Below are 19567 nucleotides of genomic sequence, written 5' to 3'. Positions count from 1 at the left end.
GGAAGGGGAGCTTGGCTACGATGATCCTTGATACATAAAGTATGTCACCATTGGGATCACTGTAGCGGCGATTAGCAGGGCAACCACGATAATTGTGGCGGAGCGATCGTCGGTTTCCTCTTTGCTCTTGTAGGTTTTCTCGACAACCACTTCGCGTACCACAGGAGGCCCTGGATCGGGTTCGCCTTTGAGGACTTTCGCAAGGCGATCGACGGTGTCAAGGACTGATTGATTGTAGTTGCCATCCCGTAGGGGCACCCGCATCGTTTCTTGGACAATACTTTCGGCAGTTTCAGGATTCAAGCGTTCGGCCACGGCGTCGCCATAATGAATGGCTGTACCATTGGTAACGGTATCGAGGGCAATGATGACTTGATTGGCTTGGGACTCAGGATCGGGAAACCACTGGTTAAAGAGGTCATCCACAAAGCTCTGGGGGGTTTCACCATAGTCGAGGCGGTGCAGTGTAACCACATGAACATTGATGCCCGTTGCCTCGGCGAGGTCTTGGAGCGATCGCCCGACGCTGCCTTGGGTGACGGCACTGAGCACATTGCCTTCATCAACGACACCAGCCGCTGTTCCCGGAAAAGGGATATCGATCGCGCTAGTTGCCCAGACGGGGGTGACCCACAACGTACTAGCGAGTAGTGCCAGCAAAAGATAGCGAATGCCGTTTTTCCAAGCCACTTGCCAATCCATCTGTGCTTAATCCTGTATGTCTCTATGCAATTTTCTCAGATGTTGATCGCAAAAATAAATTTTCTTCTAATAAATCTTAATTTTCCACTGCTGACCATGAATAGATCAGATGAGGCTGCCACTCACTGGGGGGCTGTTGGGTGTAGGCTTGGCGATCGAGATCCATCGGTAGGTTGAGCATCGGATCGCTGCCGGTGGCCACAAGAAACTCAAATCCCTTCAGGGTTGGCCATTGGCAAAATTGGCGCAGCAGGGTTTGCACCGCAAGCACATAGGGGTGTTCCGGCTGCTGATACCACTGGCGATCGGCCACATGGGGTTGATCAAAGCCAAAGTGAACAATCAGGTCAGGATGCCCAAAGATGGCCTGAGCAACGGGGCGAGCTTCTTCGCGCACTAGCAAATGGACGCCTGCGGCCAGATGACGTAGTTTTTCCAACCGCTCATAGCGATCGCCCGCATTTAATTGCGACTCCTGCCAGCGAAAGGCCACCGTAATCAGGTAAGTTTGCAGCAGCAGATGCCCCAGTTTCTCCGCTTTGGTTGTCAAATAAGGGGTGTTGTAGGGAGTCGCTTCAATCAACAGGGGCACCCGATCCACCACTTCGAGGCCATAGCCCTTGAGGCCAGCAATTTTGCGGGGATTATTGGTAATCAGGCGAATCTGCTTCACTCCCAAGTCATTGAGCATTTGGGCGCCGACGCCGTAGTTGCGCAAATCCGCTGGGAAGCCGAGGTGCTCATTGGCCTCTACCGTGTCCATTCCCAAATCTTGCAGCGAGTAGGCACGCAGCTTGTTCACTAGCCCAATGCCACGACCCTCTTGGCGCAGATAAACCACCACACCACGTCCTGCTGCGTTAATCATTTTCAGAGCCGCTTGCAGTTGCATCCGACAATCGCAGCGCAGGGAACCTAGGGCATCGCCTGTCAAACATTCAGAATGAACGCGCACTAGTACGGGGTGCTCGCTAAATGTGGCGGGATCCCCTTTGACAATGGCGACGTGCTCCGATTGATCAAGGGAATTGCGATAGCCATAGATTTGAAATTCGCCGAACTCCGTCGGTAGCTTGGCCACAGCTTCGCGGCGGACAAAACGCTCATGCTGGAGACGATAGCTAATTAAGTCGGCAATGCTAATAATTTTCAGTTGGTGGGTGCGGGCATATTCAATGAGTTGGGGCAGCCGCGACATGGTGCCGTCGGGATTTTGAATCTCACAGATCACCCCCGCTGGATAGAGACCTGCCAACCGCGTTAGATCCACGGCGGCTTCGGTATGACCGGCTCGCTTCAGAACCCCCCCAGGGCGCGATCGCAGGGGAAAGACATGGCCGGGGCGACGTAAATCTTGAGGCTGGGTGGTGGGGTCAATAAGGGCTTGAATGGTGCGGGCACGGTCTTCGGCGGAAATGCCTGTGGTCACGCCCCAACGGGCACCGGCATCAACACTCACCGTAAAAGCGGTTTGATTACTATCGGTATTTGTTGTTACCATTAAGGGCAAATCCAATTCATCGAGGCGATCGCCCTCCATGGCGAGGCAAATCAGTCCCCGGGCATGAACAGCCATAAAGTTAATCATGGCGGGGGTCACACGCTCAGCGGCACCAATGAGATCCCCCTCATTCTCACGATTCTCATCATCCACCACGACAATGACTTCACCCCGCCGCAGGGCATCCAACGCAGATTCAATTGGGTCAAACACAGGCACATCCGCCAAGGCAGTTCCTTCCAGAATTTTTAAGGTTTCTTATTATTAAGTTACAGCCTTTTTCACGAGGATTGGGTGCCGGCAGCACTAGCAGGCAGGATTGCACCAATTTTTCAAGATAGTATTGAGCAGCGTACAATCTCCCACGAACGAAAATCCATCTGTGGCTCTTTCCCTTGTGAAAATGCTGAAAACCTCGCCATTATAGTGAAAGGTTTCACCAGCCAATCTACTGCATGTCTCATCTATTGCTCATACTGGTTATCACTGTTGGTGCGTTAGTCCTCGTGGGGTTAGCGCTTTATCTACTGTTTCCCCGCAAGTACGAGTCTGCCCGCTCTGTCGCCGAGTCCTATGACGACTGGACCAATGACGGCATTCTTGAATTTTACTGGGGTGAACATATTCACCTTGGCCACTATGGTTCGCCCCCCCGTCCCAAAGACTTTCGCCAAGCAAAGGTAGATTTTGTCCATGAAATGGTGCGTTGGGCAGGTCTCGATCGCTTGCCGCCGGGGAGAACGGTTTTGGATGTGGGCTGTGGCATTGGCGGCAGCAGTCGCATACTGGCGCGTGACTATGGCTTTCACGTGACGGGAATTACGATTAGCCCTGAACAGGTAAGGCGGGCGCGGGAACTCACTCCTGCGGATCTCAATGTGCAGTTTCAGGTGGATGACGCTCTAGCCTTGTCATTTCCAGATGCCAGCTTTGACGTGGTTTGGTCCATTGAGGCAGGCCCGCACATGCCGGATAAACAGCAGTTTGCTAAGGAATTACTCCGTGTTCTGAAGCCGGGGGGAATTCTTGTGGTTGCCGATTGGAACCAGCGGGACGATCGCCAGCACCCCTTGAATATCTGGGAGCGGCTCATTATGCGGCAGCTCTTGGATCAATGGGCACACCCCGCCTTTGCCAGCATTGAAGGCTTTGCCGAAGCCCTTGCCGCAACGGGTTTAGTGGCTGGAGAGGTGATGACTGCGGACTGGACACAGGAAACGCTCCCCTCGTGGCTAGATTCGATTTGGCAGGGAATTGTGCGGCCAGAGGGGCTGATTCGCTTTGGTTTACCAGGGCTAGTGAAGTCCTTGCGGGAAGTGCCGACATTCCTGCTAATGCGGATTGCCTTTGGCATGGGACTGTGCCGCTTTGGCATGTTTCGCGCTGTGCGAGCAGAAATTCCTGCTGTCTCCCTTCACTCAGCCTCTCAAGTTAATTGCTGATAGATGATCGGATACATCATGCCCCAAATGGCCGGCTGTACCTCCTTGAGGGCGTGATCACTGTCCAATTCCACCCGACTTACCCAAGGGCGGCCTGCACAGTAGCGACGACTGGCTTCGATGGGAATCACCTCATCCTGAAGACCATGGAAAATGAGGGTGGGCACAGGCCGCTGAAGCTGGCGATCGTCATAGGCCAGTAAATCCTTGGCAAAGCCATAGCTGAGGGGCAATAGGCGTTCTTCGGTGTAGTGATAGACCTCTAAAACGCCCGTTTCTTGCCAGCGACGGTATGCATCGCCTAAACGCGGCAGCCACTGGATCGCAAACTCAAAGGCAGGGGCAAGGAGAAAGAGTTGCACCACTTGGGGATGCTTTTCGGCTAGCCAAGCAGCCGTCAGGCTACCAAAACTGGAGCCAATCAATGTGACGGGTTCCTCTGGGGCGAGCAGCGCTTCTACCTGTTCAATTTGGCGACTCAGGGTCAAGTGAAAAAAATCCCCTTGATTGAGATCAGGAATGAGTAGCGGTTGACCGAGTTCCTCAAAGCGATCGCGAAAATACTGAGCTTTACTCGATCGCGGCGACGAGGCAAATCCATGAAGGTAGAGATATTGCATTGCTCAATAATCCCTTGGGAGGAGCGGACATATTTTTGTCGCACTTTGTCAATAATCTTAACAAATTAGCCCTTTAGCCATAAGTTTTTCAAGGGTGATCATTGAAAATAATTCAGAATGCTGATCAAACAGCTCAACAACAATTCCTTATTTTGAAGGAACTGTTACAGTTTCTCACAACTCGCATCAACACCGCGATTTCAATGCTACGATGCCGTTGAATCTGGCTACAGCCCTTTTCCCAAGGATGGCAAACGCTTAAAACTGCGAAGGCCTCTATGGGAGAGGATTGCATCCCTTTTGTGTATCCCATATCCAAGAAAAGGGTTGTATCCAGCCGATCTTAAGGATAAAAACGTGAGAGATTGAGGATCGAACGCATGACAACACTCACTGGGCAACCTCCGCTCTATGGTGGCAGCACCGGCGGCCTCCTCAGCGCAGCGGACACCGAAGAGAAATACGCCATCACTTGGACAAGCCCCAAAGAACAAGTTTTTGAAATGCCGACGGCTGGGGCTGCTGTTATGCGTGAAGGTGAAAATCTCGTTTACCTTGCCCGTAAGGAGCAGTGCCTTGCCCTCGCTGCCCAACAACTGCGTCCCCGCAAAATTAACGACTACAAAATCTATCGCATTTTCCCCGATGGCGAAACAGTATTGATCCATCCCAAGGATGGCGTTTTCCCTGAGAAAGTCAACCAAGGGCGGGAAGCGGTCAACAGTGTACCTCGCTCCATTGGCCAGAATCCCAACCCCTCTCAACTGAAGTTCACTGGCAAGAAACCCTACGATCCATAGGTCGGTGCTGAACGACCACTTTGGTTGCCCCCTGTGGATGAGCCATGGGGGGTATTGTTTTTGTGGAATCAGAGCAGTTTATGATTCAGCAGTGCCGCTGTGGAGTCCCTCAGTTCGTTGTGATTGAGCAGTGCCGCTGTTGAAGCTTCTAATTCATTGTGATTCAGGAGTGCTGCCGTAGAAGCCTTTAACTCCTCATGGGTTTGGCGAAGAGTTCTCAGGTTCTGCGCAAGGGTGAAAATCGGTTCAATGGCTGCCTTGGCATCGGCATACCCCTGCGCTTGCAGAGCGGCAATGCGATCGCCCCGGAAATCGAGCAAGCTTTCTAGACTCCCCAGTACAACTGTGTTTGAAGTATTGAGCAAGGTTTGTGGTCGAATCTCGATGATCGTCAAGTCAGGAAAGTCATAACGATTCCAGGGCACTCCATCCTCAAGGTGAATAACAATGGCATGGGTACAGCCCCGCTGCGCCAACGCTCCCAAGGGCACATTATCCTGAAGTGCCCCATCCACATAGGTTTGACCATTCACCTGCCGCTGCGGAAAGGCTAAGGGAATCGCGGCACTGGCCAACAGCAAATTCAACAACGTCTCTGGGTCATTAATGTCCTGTGCCCGTAGCCAATCGGCCTTTGTCCCTGTGCAAGCGCGAAACCCATCAATTAGTGCCATCAACAGGTCATAGCCCAACCCCGGAATCTTCAATGAGGGAAAAACTGTCACCCAAAGCTCCGTACCCCGTTTCAGTTGGTTGTAGTTGACATAGGAGCGCACGAGTTCTTCGATCGGGCGCGGGTCAAAGAAGGAATGGCATTTGGGGAGGATGCCCGTCATCTCCAGAAAAGCATTGAGCCATCCGCCAAATTCAGGCAAGGCAGATTGCAGGCCATAGCTGATGAGAATGCTCGGCCAGTTGGGGTTAGCGGAGATGATATTGGCGGCACCAATCTCACGCCAAATCTCCTCGAGCTTGCTCACACCCCGAGCCAACTGCTGGGGATAACTGGCAATGATGGCACCGTTTAGGGCACCAATACTCGTACCTGCAATGATGTGGGGTTCAAACCCCTTTTCGGCAAGGTAGCGCAATGCCCCCACTTGGTAGGCACCTTTGGCACCGCCACCCGTGAGTACTAAACCAACTTTTGAACCAGCGGCGAGGCTCAGCATAATAACTCCTTGGGTTTCAGGGACTGGAGGGAATGCAACGTTGCAGCGGCAGTTTCATAAACAATCCGCTGAATGACTTCTTTGGCATCTAGGGTATAGGGGGCGTGCTGGGGAAAAAAGGCAGGCCGCTGTTGAGCATACAGCGTTGTTAGGGTGTGTAGCAGGGGATAGGGTTCTGAATAGCGGCAGCTTGCTAGGATGTCGTGAACAAGGGCTTGATCCTCGGGTGCTGTTGCTTGCCAAGTTGCTTCTAGCAGCGTTGCGGTACTGAAGAAATGCTTGGGTAGGTAGTGCCGTTGGTGTGCCAAAATTTCATTTACCAGTAAGTCACGATAGTAGGTGGCCTGTTGCTCTAATTCTAGGTAGGCAATGGAGCTATTGTAGATTTCGCGGGCTAAAAACAGAATTTGAACTGCCCAAGGGAGATCGTGATAGCTTTGGCCACTTCGCCAAAGGGAGAAAATACGATCGAAATCTTCTCGTGCCGTCACCCGCCGTTCAAGGGTAGCAATGCGTTTCTCTTGCTCTTGAAACTTGCGATCGCACACCTGAATTAAATTTACCAATAACTGGGTGTTGCGATTAAGCACCTCGCGGGTTTCTAGGAGGGAGCGTTGTGTAGCTACAAGATCTCTGCGCGTTTCTAGAAGAGAGTTTTGCGTAGCTACAAGAGCTTTACGGGTTTCTAATAACGAGTGCTGAGTAGTGATAAGGGCATATTCAGCAAATTCTAACTTTTCAACCAGTTCATTAGTGATGCTCAGCAATGCTTCCTGCCCTCGGGTCAAGTTTTGAGCAAGGAGGGTGTCTTGCTTATAAGTACGACCTGTTAAACTATCCAGCAACCTACCAAAGAAACCTCGATTAGCGCGATAGGCTATCAAAGATTGATTTGTGTGAATGCTATTGACTAAATCAATCAGTAGCTGATCATGCACAAGAGGAATACGCTCTTCAATGGCCGAGTAATTCATAGAATCTAAACTCCAAAAAAGTACTTTAATCGGCTTAAATAAATCGGCATCATCTGCAAAATACTTCGAATATTTATTTCAATTTCATCAAGTGAGTTATAATACTCTATAAATTGATAAACTTTATTTTCACAGTTCTTTTTACAATCACTTAAATGATCGATATACTGATGTAAATTAGCCCTAGCATATTGTTCCAAATATTGATTTACTATCATTGCTGTTTCTTCTAGCTTTGTAGATAATTCCGATAAGTGTGTGATTTTTGGAATTTCTAAAGATTTAAAAGTTTTAGTAGGAGCACTAGAAATAGAACAACTAAATGTAAAATCATAATCTTCTTTCATTTGATTCTTTAGTTTTTTCAGGAAGTTATACATTTTTTTATCAATATGTTTATTTATTTTATTTACTTTATCATAGATGGTATCTTTGATGGTCTGAGAAACAGTATTTTGATCTACTGAATATGAATAAAACCACATAGAGAAGCGTAATTTAGATGATTTGTTATACAACTGTTGATAAGTATGATGAGCAGTAATAATGCTATCAATATCAATTAGTTTGCTTAGTTCCTCAATACTTTCATCGATTTGGTTGATTTTATTTTTGTATCTATTAATATCTGATTGATAATTTTTCTTTTCTAGTTCAATGCTCTGTAAAAGCTGGTTCATAAAACCATAAATTGTCTTCAGGGACTCTTGTATTAATCTTGGGATAGGATTTTTTCTTAATTCATGAATAGTGTTTACATAAAAGTAATAGAAATTTGAGTGTTGATACCACTGCTGCTTTGCTCTTGCAGTTAACTCTTCTCTGGTAATTACTTCTAAATCTCTTTCCCAGTTGTTTCCAAGAATTTCTTGTGCTAAATCTCTAGTTTCAGGCTGACGCTGCCAGTCTTCTCCTAAATTAGGTTGCTTCAAAAAACGAGCCGCACAATAGGCACGTTGAGCAGACACCTCAAAAACGTGAGGGCTAGGAATATTGAACGTTCGCTGTACAAACTCCCGCACTTCTTCAGGAGTCATATCCCCTCTGCGTCGTTGATCAACTTTGTTTACAAGGGCATAGACGTTTTCAGTATCACTGCGAATCTCAGCAATTGCTTGAACAGTGTCTTGCACACTTTTAGCCGCTTCAGTGTTGAGTTGGGTAAAATCCAGTACTACTAAAGCCAGACTACTACGCTGAATCTGTTGAGCAAAAATATTCTTAATCCCTAAGTTCTCTCCCACTTCGTTCGGGGGTGGAGTGTCAATTATTACAAGGTTACCTAAGCCCGCATTGATAACCTCTCCCTCAAGAGTAAAAGGTGCCACCCTAATCTGAGGTAGCTCTCGCATCCACTTTACAGGGTTATAAGGAGGAACGATTTCGCTAGCTAAACGTACCAAATCATTCATTATCTGTAAGCTAGTACATACATTTTCAACACCTGTTGTTTGTGGAGCAAGCAAAGTATAATTGCTGATGATATCGATCAATGTTTTGAGAAGATGAGGATACTGCTGTCGTAGTCTAGCTTCAACTTCGACACGATTCTGGTGGCATTCTTGGCGGATTTGCTCTGCTGTGTCTTCAAGTATAGTGCGAGTCTCTTGGGGAACAAAGAGAACAGGTTCAGGGTAGTTTATATCTAAAATAATTTCAGTTGCAATGGCAGTCATCGCTGTGTTGCGGGCTGGTAGCAGCGGTTGACCAACGATCGCATTGATAATCGTGGACTTTCCTGCCTTCATGGGGGCGACCACGGCCATGCGAAGAGCAATTTCCTCAACATTGGCGAGGGCTTGCCGAATCGCTAGTGTACCTGAAAATTCTGTGCCTGTTGTTTTATGGAGGTTGTTGTAGCGTTCAACAATATCAACGGCCTGTTTCAGCAAATGAATGACATCTTGGCGCAAGTCTTCTACTAGCGTCTCACGCGGCTCAATGTCTTGGGGAATACCGTGGGGGATGGCCGTGGCCATATCATCAGCAGTCAGGGAGTACTGATGGCTAGGCTAGCACAAAAGATAAAAAGTGTTGACACTGTACAGCAAGAAAGTTGAATCTGCAATAAAATTTAATAATTGGTCTGCTCAGCAATCGCCCTTAATCAGGGGAGATGAGTAATCATGGGTTTTGGCAGGTTCTAGCGATCGCCCCCCTGACTGCTACAAATATAGTGAATCAAACATCGGTGACCTCAATGAGTCGTACCCCCTTCATTGAACGCCTTGCGGCGGAAATTGGCCGTGAGATTTATATGGATGTCGCTAAATGGCACCTGTATCTTGGCGATGCAAAGCTGGCAACCCCCCTTGCGGAGGCATTTTTGCCCCTCTTGGAACAGGGGGAGATCAGTTCGGCGCAGGTCACTAGCATCTTGCAAGAGGTTTCAGTTCCTCTTGGCGGGGGTCAGCAGTCCCTTTCCCTCGATCGCCTGATTCCCAAGGCCAACCAAGCGTTGCTGGTAGAACTGCTCAACCGTTTTCGCCAAGAGGAGCTTTAGTCTTAGTGAACGGTGCCCCATTCCTGTTGGGCATTGACCGGGGGCAATAGATAAATGCGCAGGAGATGACCCGCGATCGCCAACTGGTGAGGAAGCTTCCGCAAGGCCTTCAGCCACTTCGGTTGATTGCTGGCTTCAATGGCTTGGAGTTTCTCGCTGATTTCAACACAGCGTTGCAGACGCGGATAAAACTCAGGGTGATCGACATTGAGCACCACAGAGAAGGTGCGCGCCGCTGTTTCATTGGTTTTGGCAATCACCTCGCGATCGAATTCCGTGGCATCGAGGCCAAGGGCTTCATAGAATTTGGCTCGCTCATGCACCGTCAGCGTATGGGTGGCAAACACCGTCAGCAGGAAGAAGCGCATCCATAGTTTGGCGCCCCAGCCTTGAATCAATTGGGGTTGGGAGTGGATCAAGGCCTTGAAAATATCGCCGTGGCGGTTTTCGTCTTGGCACCAACTTTCAAAGTAGTTAAAGAGGGGATAGAAGGAATGTTCGGGGTGCTTTTCCAGGTGACGGTAGATGATGATGTAGCGCCAGTAGCCAATTTTCTCCGATAGATAGACGGTGTAGAGTACCCACGGTAGCGGGAAAAACGTGTAGGTGCGCGCCTTGGAGAGATAGCCCAAGTCCATGGCATGGCCAAAATCCATCATTGCCTTGTTGAGAAACCCTGCGTGCCGCGCTTCATCCCGTGCCATCAGGTGAAAGATTTCCGCCAAGAGGGGGTTACGATTCTTGAGCTTGCGCGAGAGTTCCTTAAAGAGCAAAAACCCTGAAAACTCAGAGACACAGGAACGTTCAAGGTAGTCAATAAAGGCTTTGCGGGTCTCGGCATCCAAGGTGTCCCATGTGCCTTTGAAGGAGTCATCGCGGACAAAGTGATGGCGGTTATAGTCTGCCCGCATTTCCGCCAACATTGCTTCGAGTTGTTCCTGCTGGCGACTGAGGTCAAGTTTTGCTGCGTGTTCAAAATCTGTTGTGTAAAAACGGGGGGTTAAAAGGTTTTCGCGAATGGTTTTAACGCTCTGGCCTGAATCGGGATTGGGGGCGATCGCCACCATAAGCCTTTCACTCCTATAGAACTAAACCTATGCAGGTCATACCGTTTTACTATACTATATCCCTGAGGACGGTCAATAACCGCCTTGACGATTTTGCAAAAGTAGGCAGTTTTGTAATGTTTTTTGAAGTTTCGCTTGACAGCCATATGGTCAAAAAGTAATACTCACCGGTAGTTTGCCGTTCTGCCCCTATTCAGCCCACGGCCATTCTCCGTTGGCAGGATGAACTTGTCCCAAAAAAGATTGTCAAAAACTGATTTCAGGAGTTACAGGTATGACAGTACTCTCCCTTGCGCTGCGGGAAGGAACTGCTGAGGCTCACACCTTGGCTGAACACACCGCCTTCATGAAATGTTTTGTGCGCGGGTTGATTACCCCTAGCCTTTTTCGCCAATTCTTGGCCAACCTTTACTTCGTTTACACCACTCTCGAAGCTGCCTTAGCCAGTGCTACGGGCGATCGCCTGCGGGCAATGTACTTCCCCGAACTGAACCGCAGTGGCCAACTGGCCGAAGACTTGGCCTTCTACTACGGCGACAATTGGCGCGATCAGATTACCCCCCTCACGGCTACTCGCGTTTACCTCAGTCGTATCCATGATCTAGCCCAGAGTGATCCTCTGTTGCTCATTGCCCATTCCTACACCCGCTATATGGGGGATCTGTCCGGCGGGCAAGCCCTGAGTAAAATTGTCCGTTCCCAGTTAGCGCTCCCCGAAGGCAAAGGCACCGCTTTTTATGAGTTTCCAGCACTGCCAACCCCGGAAGACAAGAAAGCCTTTAAGCAGCGGTATCGGGAAACCTTAGATAGTCTTGGCCTCGATGAGGAGGCGATCGCCCGTATTGTCAAGGAAGCGAACTTTGCCTTTGCCCTCAACTGCAACCTGATGCATGCCCTTGAGTCGGAGTTAAAAGCCACCATTGGCGATCAGATGTGGCAGTCCGTGGTGATTGAGAATCAGCCCAGTCGGCGGGAGCACCCGCGTCCTGAAGCCGTTGCTGTCTAAGACCCACTGTTGATCTTGTTAGGAGCTTGCAAACATCCATGAGTGTGGTTCAGCCAATTCAATTTGATGGGGCACTGCTGCAAAAATACGATCGCCCCTTGCCCCGCTATACGAGTTACCCCACGGCTGCCGAATTTACTGCCGATTTTGATAGCCACTGTTTCCAGCGGGAGCTACTGCGGAGCAACGAAGAGTACCTGCCTCTCTCCCTCTACGTGCATATTCCCTTTTGCCAGACCGCCTGCTATTTTTGCGGTTGCAACGTCATCGTCACCCAAAGCCAAACGATCGCCAAAACCTACTTGGATGCCTTGGCGGAGGAAATTGCCCAAGTGGCGGCACGGCTGGATCGCACTCGTCCCGTGATTCAAATGCATTGGGGCGGCGGTACCCCCAACTACCTCACCATTGATCAAGTGGAATCCCTGTGGCGGACGCTCACTCACCACTTTGAATTTGCCAACAATGCGGAAATTTCCATTGAGGTGAATCCCCGCTACATCAACCGTGAGTACCTCTTTCGCCTGCGGGATCTCGGCTTCAATCGCATCAGCTTTGGCCTGCAGGACTTTGATCCCCAAGTGCAACTAGCGGTGAATCGCGTACAGCCTGAAGCATGGCTCTTTCAAGTGATGGAGTGGATCCGCGCTGCCGAGTTTGAGAGTGTCAACATTGACCTTATCTATGGCCTGCCCTATCAAACCGTCCAATCCTTTGAAGCCACAATTGCCAAAACGCTGCGCCTTGACCCCGATCGCATTGCGGTCTTTAACTTTGCCTATTTGCCCAATCTCAAACCGATTCAAAAACGCATTGACCCGACAACGCTCCCCGATGGCACAACCAAATTGGCCATTTTGCAGCGGGTGATTGAAACACTGACTTGTCAGGGCTATCAGTACATCGGCATGGATCACTTTGCCAAGCCCACCGATGAGTTGGCGATCGCCCAAGAGGCAGGGACGCTGAAGCGCAACTTTCAGGGCTATACAACACTGCCCACCGCAGATTTAATTGGCTTTGGCCTCACCTCGATCAGTATGTTGCAGGAGGCCTATGCCCAAAATCAGAAACACTTAGCCACCTACTTTAGTGAGGTTGCGGCGGGTCAACTGGCCACAGAACGGGGTATTCAACTGCACCGTGAGGATTTGCTGCGCCGCACGATCATCATGGAACTGATGTGCCAATTTACCCTCGACAAAGCAGCGATCGCCCGCCAGTTTAATCTCGATTTTGATACCCACTTTGCCCCCGAGTTAGCTGCGCTGCGGGAATTGGCTGCCGATGGCCTCATTCACTTGGGGCGCGATCGCCTAGAGGTCACCCCCGTAGGCCGACTCCTCATCCGCAATGTGGCTGCCGTCTTTGATACCTACCTGCAACAAAAATCTGGTAGGACATTTTCTAAGGCTATTTAGTCCCACATTGCCTCTCCTATTTTCGGGGTGATCCAGAATCCCGAGATCTAAACTCGCGTCTAAACTCATAAACGGTGTTGAGGAGTGCCTATGTCATCATCCTTGGAATTGCAACCGGAGACTGCCCGCCTCAATTGGGGTTTTGTCCTCTTTCTCGCGGCTGTCCATGTCTTGGCCGGGGTTGCCTTCTTCTTTTTCTCGTGGTCTGCCTTGGCTGTCACCATCTTTCTCCACTGGCTCTTTGGCAGTATCGGCATTTGTTTGGGATACCATCGCCTCTTGAGCCATCGCAGTTTCCAAGTGCCCCAGTGGTTGGAGTACATCATTGCTGTTTTGGGTGCCTTGGCCATGCAGGGCGGTCCTATTTTTTGGGTTGCCGGTCACCGCTTGCACCATGCCCACACCGAAGATGAAGTCAAAGATCCCTACTCAGCGCGGCGGGGCTTTTGGTGGAGCCATATGCTCTGGTTGGTCTATCCCCACCGCCAATTTTTTGATGCTGAGGAGTATGCCCGCTATGCCCCGGATTTGACACGAGATGCCTTTTACCGCTGGCTCGATCGCTACTTTTTGCTGCTGCAAGTGCCCCTTGCCTTGCTGCTCTATGGCCTAGGGGGTTGGTCGTGGCTGCTGTGGGGAATGTTTGTGCGGGCGGTCTTCCTCTGGCACAGCACTTGGTTTATTAACTCCGTGACCCACAAATGGGGCTACCGCCGCTTCGACACACCGGATAACTCCCGCAATCTCTGGTGGGCGGCACTCCTCACCTATGGTGAAGGTTGGCACAACAACCACCACGCCTATCCCCACGTCGCCAAAGCCGGCTGGTACTGGTGGGAAGTGGATCCCACATGGTGGGTCATTCGCACGCTCCAAGGGCTAGGACTGGCTTCTAAGGTACAGTTGCCCCCGCCCACGGCATTGTCCTAATTGCCTCGGCTCCGTTGGGCGATCGCCAGATTGCTCAGCCGATTGAGACCGACGCCCTCGGTGGTCATTAACTCTGTCCAGAGAGTGTTAATTTTGGTGTCATTGGGCTGCTCTTGCCGCAGTTTCACCAACGCATCGAGGGCATCATACCAAAGACCATTGCTAGCCAACAGATCATATTGTTGGAGCGGACTGGCTTCGCGGAGTTGTTTTTCCAGGGTCTCGGGCAGAGCGACCCGTTGTACCCAGCCTTCGACAAAGCGAATTTGTGAGGGATCAGGGTCACTGGGGTTACAGATGAGGCTCACCGTCCAGCGGTAATCTACCCCTTCCTGTAGGGGCGGTACGTCACCCGCCAACGTCATACTGTCTAGGCGCGGGCGATTAGCCATCGGAAACTGCTGCTTGTAAATTTGCACCTGCGTCCCATCGGCAAGGTTTTGAAAGAGGGCAAACTCCAGAGCTTGGTAATTATTGGCGGGTAAATACCAGTAAAACGTGGGGCGATTGGCTGCCGTCAAACCAATGTTACTGGCTGGCACCAGTGTCGTTAGATCAGGCTCATTCGCTGCGGTTTGCACTTTACAGACACCACGGGTGGCCGCCCCCTCACGATTCCCCGGCCGGGATAGGTTTCTGGGGGGCGTAAATCCCGCCCAACTCAGACCCGCATTGAGGATGAGTACGGCCAAGCTCCAAGGAGCGAAATATCGCAGTGACGTGAAAAGAGGGCGTTTCATAGGTCAATATCCTTAGTGAAAAGCGGTAGCGGGACGTGTTAGGGGGTCGTTCATCTTTGGTTATTTCCCTACCTGCCACACTACTACCATAGGAGTTTGGTGTGGGCTGCGGGGTGATAGTGCCAACGAGATGGTGATGATGTCCATCACGTACTGGTATTGCGCTGGCTCACAACCTGAGTAGTTTTCGAGACGAGGACAGCACCCTCGCAGTTCCAAAGTGGCGCGGGCATGATGTCAGCAGCAGGCATATTAGCAAAGGGCTATCTCTATACTGGAAAGTACCTATAGAATTTTTGCGCTGAGCGCTGTTCCCACTACTTTTCTAAATTTCTTGATCTAGTGGTGTTGCGTGACTCCTCGCTGTGAACACTCTCTCCCTTAAGTGGTTTCTCTTGCCCCCCCTCAGTGTCGTGGCGGGTCTCAGCATCTTTTTGGTGGGATCAAGGGGGCTGTCGGCAACGGCAGCAGAGCGGATTATTTTTCGCTATGGCCCCTTCGAGCGATCGCTCCCCATTGCTGATTTGGAACGCTTTGCTACCACTGGCCAAGCCTCGCCAGAACTCGCTAGCTATTTACGGTTATTGCCGCCTGTGCATCAGCAGCAATTGCGCTTGGCCTTACAAGAACGGCTGCGATTGTCCCCCGTGGCTGTTGCCCAACTGCTGTACTCCCCCCTAGGTCAAGAATTGATGGTGCAAGCGGGTCGGATCCTCGAAACCCAAAGCCGCCAAGAAAATGCCCTTGCCCTGCGATCGGCGCTGATTCTCGCTGCCACTGATCCCAAGGGTCTCACCGCGTTGAGTGTGATGCGCCATTACCCCTCCCCCAGTATCCGCTTTGACCTCAAGGAAGGACTGGCGATTCTCAAAAACTTCCAGCACACAATCCGCGAAACAGAGACAATTCTGGATGTTGTTCGTCAACAGGCGATCGCAAATCAGACAGAATCTATCCCTGCCAGTGTGCAATTACTGCTCCAACCGGGGCCTTGGCGGTGGCTAGAGATGCCTTGGACAGCGGTGGATGAATCGCCTCGGCGGTTGCAGTTGACGGGACATGCCCGCCCGATTGAAGCGGATCTCTATCTACCCATTGTTCCTGCGGGACAGCGGGTTCCAGTGGTCATTGTTTCCCATGGACTAGGGGCAAGCCGCTACAGCTATCGCTATTTGTGTGAACATCTGGCCTCCCACGGTTTTGCGGTTATTGCCCTTGAGCACGTTGGTAGCTCGACCCGTCAGGTACTGTCGTTTCCCATGGGCTATGTCAGTCCAAAGATGGCGGCTCAAGAATTTCTGGATCGCCCCCTTGATGTCACGTTTGTCCTCAATCGTTTGGGTGCATTTCCTGAGCAACTCTACCCTTGGGCAGGGCGGCTCAACTTGGAGCGGGTGGCAATGATTGGTCAATCCTTTGGCGGCTACACGGCTCTCGCCCTCGCGGGGGCACCGTTGGATTTTCAACAACTGCGGCGACATTGCACCAGAAGTGTCCTCGACTCGTTTAATGTGTCACTGCTGCTCCAATGCCAAGCGCAAGCATTACCCCCAAAGGTCTATTCCCTACAGGATCCCCGTGTACAAGCGGTAATTGCTGTTAACCCGATTACCAGTGCTGTCTTTAGTCCTGAATCCTTGAGTCAGTTGAAAATTCCCGTTATGTTTGTGGCTGCCAGTGACGATACGATCGCCCCAGCGGTCGAGGAGCAAATTTATCCCTTTACGTGGCTGACGACGCCCGATCGCTACTTGGTGTTGATGGACAACGCGACCCATTTTTCGACAATTGGTGAGGCTGGTCAAAATGAAGCTGTCTTGCCTGTGCCCAAGGCACTCGTCGGTGCCATGCCCCCGCGATCGCGCACCTATCTGCGAGGATTGAGCTTAGCCTTTTTACGCTTGCACCTTCTCGGAGATGAACAGGCACGGCAATGGCTGACACCAGCGGCAGCGATGGCGTTGAGTTCGCCCACCCATGGCCTAAACCTGACCCAATCCCTAACCCCAGAACTGTTGGAAAAGGTTCCGCAGGCAGTGAAGTATCGCTAAGCTAACTGTGAGTTTCTGCAAGCACCGTTTAGAGTTGTCTCAAGATTGACATGGCGATCGCTATCCCAATTCCCCAATCAGAGCTAATTGCACTTTGCCAGCGCTACCGAATCACACGACTTTCTCTCTTTGGTTCAGTGACGCGCGCGGATTTTGGGCCAGACAGTGATGTGGATATCCTAGTAGAGTTTGCGCCAGATGTCCCTGTTGGTTTTCTGACAATGAATCGCCTCGCTAGGGAACTAGCTGAAGTGCTGCGAAGACCGGTTGATCTCGTACCTCGCAATGGCCTCAAGCCCGCTATTCGTGATGCTATTCTCCGCGAAGAGCAGGTGATCTATGCGGCCTGAGCGTCTCTATCTACTAGACATGATAGAGGCTGCAGATGCCATTGCTCGTTTTCTTAAGGGAGTTAAAGCATCAGATTTTATGGAAGATGAGTTACGGCAGAGCGCTGTATTGCAAAAGTTGATCGTCATTGGTGAAGCTTGTGCGCGACTACCGCGGCGATTTACTGAACAGCATCCCCAGATTCCATGGAGCGATGTTGTTGGGTTTCGCAATATTGCTGTGCACGAATATTTTGCCTTGAACTGGCACATCGTTTGGGTAACAGCTACCCAAGAAGTACCGCTGTTGCGGGCACAGATCGTTCATGTTTTAGAGCAATTGGGTGATGATCAAATCAACTTTGAATGCTAAATCCCTGATGGTAGTGGGCACCACGTCCCATGCAGGTAAATCTCTCCTCACAGCGGTAATTTGTCGTTGGCTGGCGCAGCAGGGCTATCGTGTCACTCCCTTTAAGGGACAGAATATGGCCTTGAATGCCTACGTCACCCGTGAGGGCGGTGAAATTGGTTATGCCCAAGCAATGCAGGCCTGGGCGGCAGGGATAGAACCTGAAGTGGCGATGAATCCGATTCTCCTCAAGCCCCAAGGCAACATGACCTCTCAAGTGATTCTCAAGGGGCAGGTGGCGGGGGTCACCCAAGCGGCAGACTACTATCGGGACTATTTTGAGCGGGGGTGGCAGGCAATTACCGAGGCATTGGCGGATCTGCAACAACGCTTTGATTGGATTGTGTGTGAAGGCGCAGGGTCACCGGCGGAAGTCAATCTCAAGCACCGCGATCTCACGAATATGCGGGTGGCCACCTATCTTGGGGCACCGACGATCCTTGTGGCGGATATTGATCGAGGGGGGGTGTTTGCCCATATTGTCGGGACATTGATGCTTCTTGACCCTGCCGAGCGATCGCTTATTCAGGGGATTGTGATTAATAAATTTCGTGGCCAGCGATCGCTCCTTGACAGTGGTGTGCAATGGCTAGAGGAGACCACGGGGGTACCGGTTTTAGGGGTGATTCCATGGCTCGAGCGCCACTACGCGGCTGAAGATTCCCTGGATCTATGGGATCCGCGTCCCCAACGCCAAGGGGGAGACTTGAAAATTACAGTAATTCGACTACCGCGTATTGCCAACTTCACCGATGTTGATCCCCTATTGGCGGAACCCAGTGTCTCCCTTGAGTTTCTGCCCCCCCATCGTCCCTTGGGGCAACCCGATGCCGTGATCCTGCCGGGGACGAAAACGACGATTGCCGATCTCCACGTCCTACGGCAAACGGGGATGGCAGAGCAACTACAAGCCTACGCTGCCCAAGGGGGAACGATTCTCGGCATTTGCGGCGGTTGGCAGATTTTGGGTCAGACCATTAGCGATCCGCTGGGATTAGAGGGCTGCCCCGGCACCTATGAAGGACTGGGACTCATGCCGCTGCACACGCAATTGGGGGTAACTAAATGTACTCGACAGCAACAAACCCAATCGCTGTATTTCCCCTGTTCTGAGCCGATCGTGGGCTATGAAATTCACCAAGGCCAAAGTGAATACACAAGTGATCTCAACGGTTGGCAACCCCTTTTTGCTGCCTCAGAACTCGGGCTTGTTAATGCAGCGGGCACGCTTTGGGGCACCTATCTGCATGGGCTATTGGAAAATGGTGCTTGGCGCCGTCATTGGCTCAATGGGTTGCGATCGCGCCGCCAACTGCCCCCCCTACCCACAGCCATTCCCCACTATGCCGAGCAACGGACTGCTGCACTGGATCAACTCACAGAAACCGTGATGGCTCACCTGAATCTAGAGAGCATTTGTAAATTATGTTGATGTAAAAATTTCAAATTGTTAGCAATTGTCATCCCTTGCAAATGACTCCCCTAGACTGAGGAACGATGTGCTGATGATAGGGAGTGCAAAAAGACAATGACAGTGGCTGCTTCTTGGTCAGTGGGAATCTTAATTGTTTCAGCGATCGCCGCCCTGAGTGGCTTAAGCTGGCTCTTGTACAGTGCTCATCAAGAGGAAAAACAATGTCCCCTACGGGAGTATTCCCCCCAAGAGGCCTATGGTGAAACCCTTTGGCGCATGATCTTTGTCTATTGGCTCGTCTATTGTGGTGCGCGGGGTCTGCAAATCGCTGTACCATTAGAAGGCACCGATTTAGGTCAAATGTGCAAAATCACCGCACTCTTGGCCTTTTTGCTCACCACCTCTTCGCTGCTTTGCTTACCGATGCACTATTGGCAGGCACGTCAGCGCCAGCAACAACTCAATTAAGTCTAGTTAAGTCTA

At 51.0% G+C, this 19567-nt stretch carries 19 protein-coding genes; 11 read left to right on the top strand and 8 right to left on the bottom strand.

The window, feature by feature from the left end:
* Positions 1 to 15 precede the first annotated feature (15 nt).
* Both psb32 and ribBA read right to left on the bottom strand, forming a co-directional pair.
* Positions 16 to 702 carry a photosystem II repair protein Psb32 gene (psb32, locus tag KV190_RS04475; protein WP_460194776.1) on the bottom strand — a complete coding sequence of 229 codons (687 nt, stop codon included), beginning with the start codon at positions 700 to 702 and terminating at the stop codon, positions 16 to 18.
* A 76-nt stretch (positions 703 to 778) separates the two neighbouring features.
* Positions 779 to 2422, bottom strand: coding sequence for a bifunctional 3,4-dihydroxy-2-butanone-4-phosphate synthase/GTP cyclohydrolase II (ribBA, locus tag KV190_RS04470; protein ID WP_460195221.1), 1644 nt, complete (start codon positions 2420 to 2422; stop codon positions 779 to 781).
* Positions 2423 to 2658: 236 nt separating this feature from the next.
* Here ribBA and KV190_RS04465 point away from each other — a divergent pair, with 236 nt between their 5' ends.
* Entirely contained in the window at positions 2659 to 3645 is a 987-nt protein-coding gene (locus tag KV190_RS04465) for a methyltransferase domain-containing protein (RefSeq protein ID WP_460194775.1), read from the top strand.
* Here the strand turns inward: KV190_RS04465 and KV190_RS04460 are convergent.
* Positions 3630 to 4265: a YqiA/YcfP family alpha/beta fold hydrolase gene (locus KV190_RS04460; RefSeq protein ID WP_460194774.1), complete on the bottom strand. Its 636-nt coding sequence runs from the start codon at positions 4263 to 4265 to the stop codon at positions 3630 to 3632. The genes KV190_RS04465 and KV190_RS04460 overlap by 16 nt on opposite strands.
* Positions 4266 to 4645: 380 nt before the next feature.
* Here KV190_RS04460 and KV190_RS04455 point away from each other — a divergent pair, with 380 nt between their 5' ends.
* Positions 4646 to 5065, top strand: a complete 420-nt coding sequence (locus KV190_RS04455; RefSeq protein ID WP_149819488.1) for a photosystem I reaction center subunit II PsaD — start codon at positions 4646 to 4648, stop codon at positions 5063 to 5065.
* A gap of 68 nt (positions 5066 to 5133) precedes the next feature.
* Here KV190_RS04455 and KV190_RS04450 read toward each other — a convergent pair whose 3' ends face one another.
* The 3 genes from KV190_RS04450 to KV190_RS04440 all read right to left on the bottom strand — a co-directional run bounded on the left by KV190_RS04450 (position 5134) and on the right by KV190_RS04440 (position 9190).
* Positions 5134 to 6237, bottom strand: a complete 1104-nt coding sequence (locus tag KV190_RS04450) for a patatin-like phospholipase family protein (protein WP_460194773.1) — start codon at positions 6235 to 6237, stop codon at positions 5134 to 5136.
* Positions 6231 to 6827, bottom strand: a complete 597-nt coding sequence (locus KV190_RS04445; RefSeq protein ID WP_460194772.1) for a hypothetical protein — start codon at positions 6825 to 6827, stop codon at positions 6231 to 6233. Before KV190_RS04445 ends, KV190_RS04450 begins: the two co-directional genes overlap by 7 nt.
* Positions 6828 to 7216: 389 nt before the next feature.
* Positions 7217 to 9190 carry a dynamin family protein gene (locus KV190_RS04440; protein WP_460194771.1) on the bottom strand — a complete coding sequence of 658 codons (1974 nt, stop codon included), beginning with the start codon at positions 9188 to 9190 and terminating at the stop codon, positions 7217 to 7219.
* Between the two features lie 137 nt (positions 9191 to 9327).
* On the opposite strand from KV190_RS04440, the gene KV190_RS04435 reads away from it, so the two are divergent.
* Entirely contained in the window at positions 9328 to 9714 is a 387-nt protein-coding gene (locus KV190_RS04435) for a DUF3181 family protein (protein WP_460194770.1), read from the top strand.
* A gap of 2 nt (positions 9715 to 9716) precedes the next feature.
* Here KV190_RS04435 and acsF read toward each other — a convergent pair whose 3' ends face one another.
* The gene (gene acsF, locus KV190_RS04430) at positions 9717 to 10781 is read right to left on the bottom strand and encodes a magnesium-protoporphyrin IX monomethyl ester (oxidative) cyclase (protein WP_460194769.1); all 1065 of its coding nucleotides are present in this window, start codon (positions 10779 to 10781) and stop codon (positions 9717 to 9719) included.
* Between the two features lie 274 nt (positions 10782 to 11055).
* Between acsF and KV190_RS04425 the strand changes: the two genes are divergently transcribed.
* The 3 genes from KV190_RS04425 (at position 11056) to KV190_RS04415 (ending at position 14138) form a co-directional block, all read left to right on the top strand.
* Complete coding sequence (locus tag KV190_RS04425; RefSeq protein WP_460194768.1) at positions 11056 to 11787, top strand: biliverdin-producing heme oxygenase; 732 nt, start codon at positions 11056 to 11058, stop codon at positions 11785 to 11787.
* A gap of 38 nt (positions 11788 to 11825) precedes the next feature.
* Positions 11826 to 13208, top strand: a complete 1383-nt coding sequence (hemN, locus tag KV190_RS04420; protein WP_460194767.1) for an oxygen-independent coproporphyrinogen III oxidase — start codon at positions 11826 to 11828, stop codon at positions 13206 to 13208.
* A gap of 90 nt (positions 13209 to 13298) precedes the next feature.
* Positions 13299 to 14138 (top strand): acyl-CoA desaturase, encoded by an 840-nt coding sequence (locus KV190_RS04415; protein WP_460194766.1) that lies wholly within the window; start codon positions 13299 to 13301, stop codon positions 14136 to 14138.
* Here KV190_RS04415 and KV190_RS04410 read toward each other — a convergent pair.
* Complete coding sequence (locus KV190_RS04410) at positions 14135 to 14878, bottom strand: DUF928 domain-containing protein (protein WP_460194765.1); 744 nt, start codon at positions 14876 to 14878, stop codon at positions 14135 to 14137. The two genes, KV190_RS04415 and KV190_RS04410, sit on opposite strands and share 4 nt — an antisense overlap.
* Before the next feature lie 365 nt (positions 14879 to 15243).
* Between KV190_RS04410 and KV190_RS04405 the strand changes: the two genes are divergently transcribed.
* The 5 genes from KV190_RS04405 to KV190_RS04385 all read left to right on the top strand — a co-directional run bounded on the left by KV190_RS04405 (position 15244) and on the right by KV190_RS04385 (position 19552).
* The gene (locus KV190_RS04405; RefSeq protein WP_460194764.1) at positions 15244 to 16929 is read left to right on the top strand and encodes an alpha/beta hydrolase; all 1686 of its coding nucleotides are present in this window, start codon (positions 15244 to 15246) and stop codon (positions 16927 to 16929) included.
* Between the two features lie 137 nt (positions 16930 to 17066).
* Complete coding sequence (locus KV190_RS04400; protein WP_460194763.1) at positions 17067 to 17279, top strand: nucleotidyltransferase family protein; 213 nt, start codon at positions 17067 to 17069, stop codon at positions 17277 to 17279.
* The gene (locus KV190_RS04395; RefSeq protein ID WP_460194762.1) at positions 17269 to 17631 is read left to right on the top strand and encodes a HepT-like ribonuclease domain-containing protein; all 363 of its coding nucleotides are present in this window, start codon (positions 17269 to 17271) and stop codon (positions 17629 to 17631) included. Before KV190_RS04400 ends, KV190_RS04395 begins: the two co-directional genes overlap by 11 nt.
* Positions 17606 to 19102, top strand: a complete 1497-nt coding sequence (locus tag KV190_RS04390) for a cobyric acid synthase (RefSeq protein ID WP_460194761.1) — start codon at positions 17606 to 17608, stop codon at positions 19100 to 19102. The genes KV190_RS04395 and KV190_RS04390 overlap by 26 nt, the downstream gene beginning before the upstream one ends.
* A gap of 96 nt (positions 19103 to 19198) precedes the next feature.
* Positions 19199 to 19552, top strand: coding sequence for a hypothetical protein (locus KV190_RS04385; protein ID WP_460194760.1), 354 nt, complete (start codon positions 19199 to 19201; stop codon positions 19550 to 19552).
* The last annotated feature ends 15 nt before the right edge of the window (positions 19553 to 19567 follow it).

Source organism: Thermosynechococcus sp. FA-CM-4201, assembly GCF_054689355.1.
Note: the sequence above shows the minus strand (reverse complement) of the source record. Positions and strands in the feature narration are given on the sequence as shown.